General features: G+C 34.2%; 5 protein-coding genes. 4 read left to right on the top strand and 1 reads right to left on the bottom strand.

Annotation, left to right across the window (positions count from 1 at the left end; translation table 11 throughout):
• The first annotated feature begins 662 nt into the window (after positions 1–662).
• Positions 663–1,877, top strand: coding sequence for a hypothetical protein (locus PTUN_RS21690; protein ID WP_009836542.1), 1,215 nt, complete (start codon positions 663–665; stop codon positions 1,875–1,877).
• A gap of 59 nt (positions 1,878–1,936) precedes the next feature.
• Here PTUN_RS21690 and PTUN_RS21685 read toward each other — a convergent pair whose 3' ends face one another.
• Positions 1,937–2,812 (bottom strand): DNA replication terminus site-binding protein, encoded by an 876-nt coding sequence (locus PTUN_RS21685; RefSeq protein ID WP_009836543.1) that lies wholly within the window; start codon positions 2,810–2,812, stop codon positions 1,937–1,939.
• A 189-nt stretch (positions 2,813–3,001) separates the two neighbouring features.
• Between PTUN_RS21685 and PTUN_RS21680 the strand changes: the two genes are divergently transcribed.
• The 3 genes from PTUN_RS21680 to PTUN_RS21670 all read left to right on the top strand — a co-directional run bounded on the left by PTUN_RS21680 (position 3,002) and on the right by PTUN_RS21670 (position 6,162).
• On the top strand, positions 3,002–3,985 hold the full coding sequence (locus PTUN_RS21680; protein WP_119081703.1) for a FecCD family ABC transporter permease: 984 nt from the start codon (positions 3,002–3,004) through the stop codon (positions 3,983–3,985).
• Positions 3,985–4,731, top strand: a complete 747-nt coding sequence (locus tag PTUN_RS21675) for an ATP-binding cassette domain-containing protein (protein WP_009836545.1) — start codon at positions 3,985–3,987, stop codon at positions 4,729–4,731. The genes PTUN_RS21680 and PTUN_RS21675 overlap by 1 nt, the downstream gene beginning before the upstream one ends.
• 75 nt (positions 4,732–4,806) lie before the next feature.
• Positions 4,807–6,162: a class II 3-deoxy-7-phosphoheptulonate synthase gene (locus tag PTUN_RS21670; RefSeq protein ID WP_009836546.1), complete on the top strand. Its 1,356-nt coding sequence runs from the start codon at positions 4,807–4,809 to the stop codon at positions 6,160–6,162.
• The last annotated feature ends 12 nt before the right edge of the window (positions 6,163–6,174 follow it).

The raw sequence follows: 6,174 nt of genomic DNA, 5'->3' as shown, positions 1-6,174 counted from the left end.
AGTATAGAGAGAGTAAAATGTAACTTAACTTATTAATATATATGACGTTTTTAAAAAATAACAGATCACTATTTTACTTGGTTAAGATCTGATTTATTAGTACTTGCAGATCACGATTATATCTACTTGTATTTTTATCAACAGAATAAGCACAGTTAATTAACATAGTTATGTACAGAAAAATACGGTTAGATCATGCCATTACTAACTCAGATGTAACATTAAGATTCGTTATTGCCGTTTTATATGTATTTAAGTTACTAAAGATCTGATCTTAACTTACTTTAGATCAGATCTTTACTAAGCATTTATGTACTTATACACAAATGCAGGTTGCCTGGAGTTAAAAATAGATTTTTGGATCGCTTTTATACTAAGTAAGAAGCGCTTTTTAGAGATTTGTACCGATTAAAACCTTTAAATTACATTTTTTTTGGCAAAAAGAGCGATTTAGTTAGTAAAAAGGTGATCTCAAAACGCTTGGTTAGTTAAAATATGATCTCAAAAGCTGTTTTTTTACTACATAGAAAATATACGTTAGTAAAAAAATGATCTGCTAGAGATATTTGATGACGGATCAATTTTTTACTAACATAAGTAATTAACTTTTTTTGAATTATGTGTTGTTATACAACGTCAGCTAAAACTATACGGAAAAAACAATGTCGAGCAAGGTAAAGATTTCTGTTGAAAACCTACCAGATACACTGAGAGGCCAAATACATGGAGTCGAAAGTGCTAATGATAATGAGAGTTTAGCCCTTTTTACCGATAACAAAGATGTTCGAGTTCCTGTTGAAAACTCAAGTCATGCATTAAGAGCTTATTCAAATACCTTTAATCATTATGATTTATGGGGTCGCTTTGTTCGTTCTGGTCACAAAAAGTTGCCGGTTGAAGAAGCCCCAAAAAGAACAATAGTGACGCGAAGAATTTCTGAAAAAATTGATGGAATTCAATACAACGGAGAAATTAAGATCACACCTGCGGTAGTAAGTTCTCGTGAAGAAGGCGAAGAAAGGGAATATCTTGTTTGGCCTTCAGATAGAGAAGAAAAAGTAGAACGTGCTCTAATCAGACTTGCATCAAAAGGTAAAATTGTGAAAATCAATTTTAAGTCTGGTATTCAATATGCCGTTGTTTTTTCGATGAATGAATTAGCGCAAGAATTAAAAGGTGTTGGTCAATCAATGCCTTTTCCGCAAATAAAAGAGTCACTTGAAGCGTTACAAGGATCAAAACTTTCTTTTAAATACACAGCTATAGATACAAAGAATACCAATGTTGATGACTCATTTTATGAGTCAAATATGAACTTTTTATCTTCATTACATTTTAGTGGAAAAAAAGGGCAGGGTGGAAATGTAAAGTGTGTTGCATGCCTAAATGCATTTGTCCATAACATGATTGATAATTTAGATTATAAAGGTTACTACTTTAATCGTGCTCAAGAACTAAAGCGTGGTTTAAGTCGCTGGATGATGTTAAGGCTTTATCATTTATGGCGTTATGCTGCACCTGGTAAAACGCACCATTTTAGATTGTTATCAATTATGGAAAAATACGGTTCTATTTATGCTAATGATGTCATTACTGAAAATAAATTAAAAGCATTACGACGTGATATGACGACTACAATGAAAGATTTAATTAATAAATCCGTTATTTCAGATTATACGATTGTAAATGTGAAAGATGATAAAACTGGAAATATTGTTGATTACACTTATGAGATGCACCCATCAGAACAATTTTGTGAAGAAATTCTTACTTTGAATAAACAAAATAAAAGATTAGAAATTCAAAGTGGTAAACGAATTGTTGAAGAAGCTTTAACGATTGATGGTGATCAACTCGAAGAAATAGTATCAAAGTAAACTTATAATCCAACAAAATATAGAAAGGGCTTAATTTAACATAATTAAGCCCTTTTTTATTAGCGATTTACAGTCTCCAAGTATAGCCTTTCTACTAAAAAATCTTTTTCAAGTTTTCTAGGGTGCTGTAAAGGTTTGTTGTAATCGGGTAAGGTGCCGAGTTTAAGTTCAGGGTCTGGATTGATTACAATAAAAGGCAATGCGGCACTAACATGATAACGATTAGTCGCACTAAAGCGGATATTTACCTGCGGACTTACAGGAGTCGGTCTTCTAATTCGAAGTAGTTGTTTGTCAGGTAAAGCAGCAACCCTAAGTTGTTCTTGATTAACTAAAGCCCGCCATGCATCTTCGTTTATTTTATTAATACAACCAAAATGTTCTGAATTATTTAATAGTTCAAGCGCTTGTTGTTTGGAGAAAGTTTTTACAGAATGTTTATGCATCCATGTAAAACGGATGGAATAAGGGGAGTTTTTCTCATAGTGAATTTGTCGATAGACAGCTAAAGTAATGACATTAGGTATTGCTTCATGCACAGCATTAAAGCGGGCGTCGTTATTACCTAAACCTAATATTAAATTTTTAAAATCAACTTTGGCTTTATTAATTTGATTAATGCGTTCTATCAATGCATCGGGATTATCAGTATTTACCGCTAAAATCCCAGGATGACGTGTTAGGACACGGCCGCTGATATCGTGATTTTTAAACACATCTAAATAAGCTTTTTGTATAAAAGGTATAGCATTCTCGTCAGAAAATACCATAACCGGAATGTAGTTTCGAGATTCATTTTCATCTTGAGCTAAAACCGGAGGTAATTGAAAATAACTTGCATGGCTAATAGAAAGTTGCTGAATTTCTTCAATCAAATAGTTTGTTAATTCAAGAATAAAATCAAACTGACTACGAATAGATAATTTAATACTCATAAGAACACATCATACAAAAAGAAGCTTAATTATCACACTTAAGCCTTTTGTTTGTAAATTAAATTTTTAAATTTAACTCTGTTCATCAGATTAATTTAATATATTGGTAAGTATGATGTGTTCTTTAATTCTAACTTACCTTTGCTATTTTTATTGATACAATAGTGGATTCTTTAAAGGAGAATTTAATTGGTTAGTAGGAAAGTTATAATCAATATCTTATTTTTAGCTATAGCTTCATTGATATCATTAACTTACGGCGGCATGCAAAGTGAAAGTTTGAATATCTTTAATTTATCTCATATAGATAAAATTGTCGCTTTAGAACTAAGATTACCAAAAATAATTACGGCTATTGTCGTAGGTTTATCTTTGTCTATTGCAGGGCATTTGTACCAAGTGATGCTATCAAACTCATTAGCCGAACCTAGCCTATTAGGCGTGAGTGGCTTTTGTTCTTTGTTTATAGTTTCAGGCGCTGCGATATATTCATATTACGCAATAAGGTATGATGTGTTCTCCATTGTTGGCTTCGGTATTGTGGGTGCATGTATTGCTATTTATATTGTATTTACTTTAGCCAAAAGAATAGGTAGCCATTCAAGTGCATCATTAATATTAACCGGAATTTGCCTGACTACCATCACATCAGCTATCACTAGCTGGTTAATCTATTACACTAATAATGATCAATTAAGAGGATTTAGTTTATGGATGTTAGGAAGTTTTGAGCATGTAACATATCAACAGTTACTTATTATTTCAGCCTTGGTAATTCCTCTAATAGCTTATGTACTTTCAAAAACGAAGCAGCTTAACTTTTTATATCTTGGTGAAAAAAATGCACAACTCTATGGTGTAAATGTCATTGATTTGAGAAGAAAAATGCTTATTACAGCAAGTATATTAACAGCAGCAGCGGTAACATTAGGCGGGATTTTAACTTTTGTAGGATTATTAATTCCACATGCTACACGGTTTTTAGTTGGCCATAATAATAATACACTACTGCCAAACCTGATAATCAACGGCGCTTTGTGTATGGTTTTTGTTGAATGGATATCCCGTACAATGACACCCTTACAATTACCATTGAGTTTAGTAACAACAAGCATAGGCGGGCCTTTGTTCTTATTCGTACTATATCGACACTTTAAAGATCAAGGGTTGTAATGCTTAAAATTACTAATTTAGTGAAAAAAACAAGTGATGATTTTAGTGTTCAAATCCAGCAGTTACACCTTAATTCGGGAATCCATCATCTTATAGGCCCCAATGGTGCTGGAAAATCTACACTATTGGATTTAGTAAGTGGTATTTCAACAACAACTAATCAAGCAATAACCTTGTTAGACATTCCAATTACACCATTTAACTTTCAACAATTGGTTGATATCCGACGATATTTAATGCAAAAACAACATATGCACTTTTCATTAACCGTACTTGAAATGCTCGGTATTGCACATCCGACTTTAAACTTAGATCTAACACTTAATAAAGAAATAATCGAAGGACTCGATTTAGAAAATCTAATGCAGCGCTCGGTCAATCAGCTATCAGGTGGAGAAGTCCAAAGAGCACAATTAGCACGAGTATTCATCAACCTAAGTTCTGATAAAAAGTATATTATTTTACTTGATGAACCATACACAGGATTAGATATAAAACATAGGTTTTGGTTAAACAAATTTCTTACAACAATACAAAGTTTTTGTTGTATTTTAATCAGTCATCATGAGATTAATTTTGCTTTACGTTCAAAACAAGCTTGCATACTTTTAAATAAAGGCCGGCTTCATGCGCTCTATCAACACGCGACAGATATTAGTGCTACTGAATTAATGACTGTTTTTGGTATACCTCAAGAAGCAATAATTATAGAAAATCAGGGCTTTAAACAAATAAATGGTATTTAAGGTGTTTTTTACCTTGAATTTTACCGCAAGACCTGTAAATTCAAGGCCTAGGTTATAGGAATGAGGAAAAATAACGTGGAAAACTGGAACCCCAACAGTTGGAGACAAAAACCAATTGTACAGCAGCCAGAATACCCTGATGCTGCCAAATTAACAGAAATCGAAAAACAGCTAAATAGTGCACCTCCTTTAGTGTTCGCAGAAGAAACGCGTAGTTTATACAAACAACTTGCCGCCGTTTGTGAAGGAAAGTCATTTTTATTGCAAGGTGGTGATTGCGCAGAATCTTTTTCTGATTTTAACGCTGCCAATATACGTGACACTTTTAAAACAATCATGCAAATGGCTGTAGTTTTAACTTATGGCGGTAAATGCCCAGTAGTTAAAATTGCAAGGATGGCTGGGCAATATGCTAAGCCTCGCTCTACAGACTACGAAACTATCGATGGTATTAGCCTACCTTCTTATCGTGGCGATATAGTTAATAACTTTGACTTTACGCCTGAGGCTCGTATTCCAGATCCTCAACGTTTAATGACGGCATATCATCATAGTGCAGCAACTCTAAATCTTTTACGTGCATTTGCTCAAGGTGGCTTGGCTGATTTACATCAGGTTAGTCGCTGGAATATGAGTTTTGTGGCTGCAAATCCACTGAAAGAAAAGTATCAACGTTTAGCAGACCGTATTCAAGATTCTCTTGAGTTTATGGAAGTATGCGGCATTAACTCAACCAATGCACCATGCATTAAAGAAACTGATTTATATACTTCACATGAAGCTCTACTACTTGGTTACGAAGAAGCATTAACACGACGAGACCATTTATCTGGTGATTGGTATGATTGTTCAGCGCACTTTGTTTGGATTGGTGAACGTACGCGTCAACTTGATCATGCGCACATTGAATTCTTTAAAGGAATTCAAAATCCAATTGGCGTAAAAATTGGTCCAGGTATGAAGCCTGATGAACTTATAAAGCTTATCGACGCTTTGAACCCTAACAATATTCCAGGTCGCTTAACTTTAATCACTCGTATGGGTGCCGATGTATTACCTGAAAAATTGCCAGCTCTTGTAAGAAAAGTACAAGAAGAAGGCCGCAAGGTTGTGTGGAGCTCAGATCCAATGCACGGTAATACAGAAAAAGCGAATAATGGTTACAAAACGCGTAGTTTTAACAATATCTTACGTGAAATAAGCCAGTTCTTTGCAGTTCATAAATCCGAAGGATCGTACCCTGGTGGTATTCATCTTGAAATGACAGGACAGCATGTCACAGAATGCACAGGTGGAGCCTATGGCTTGTCGGAGCATGATTTAGCACAGCGTTATCGTACGCAATGTGACCCAAGGTTAAATGCCGATCAGGTACTTGAACTTGGATTCTTAGTCGCAGATTTACTCAAAGACGCAAGAAATAATCGCTAGTTAAGAAGGCAC

It is taken from the genome of Pseudoalteromonas tunicata, from assembly GCF_002310815.1.
GTDB classification, from domain to species: Bacteria; Pseudomonadota; Gammaproteobacteria; order Enterobacterales; family Alteromonadaceae; genus Pseudoalteromonas; species Pseudoalteromonas tunicata.
Note: the sequence above shows the minus strand (reverse complement) of the source record. Positions and strands in the feature narration are given on the sequence as shown.

Excerpts from the sequence above, each read along its gene's own strand:
- PTUN_RS21685 (WP_009836543.1), bottom strand. The coding sequence starts at position 2,812 with ATGAGTATTAAATTATCTATTCGTAGTCAGTTTGATTTTATTCTTGAA.
- PTUN_RS21690 (WP_009836542.1), top strand. The coding sequence starts at position 663 with ATGTCGAGCAAGGTAAAGATTTCTGTTGAAAACCTACCAGATACACTG.
- PTUN_RS21675 (WP_009836545.1), top strand. The coding sequence starts at position 3,985 with ATGCTTAAAATTACTAATTTAGTGAAAAAAACAAGTGATGATTTTAGT.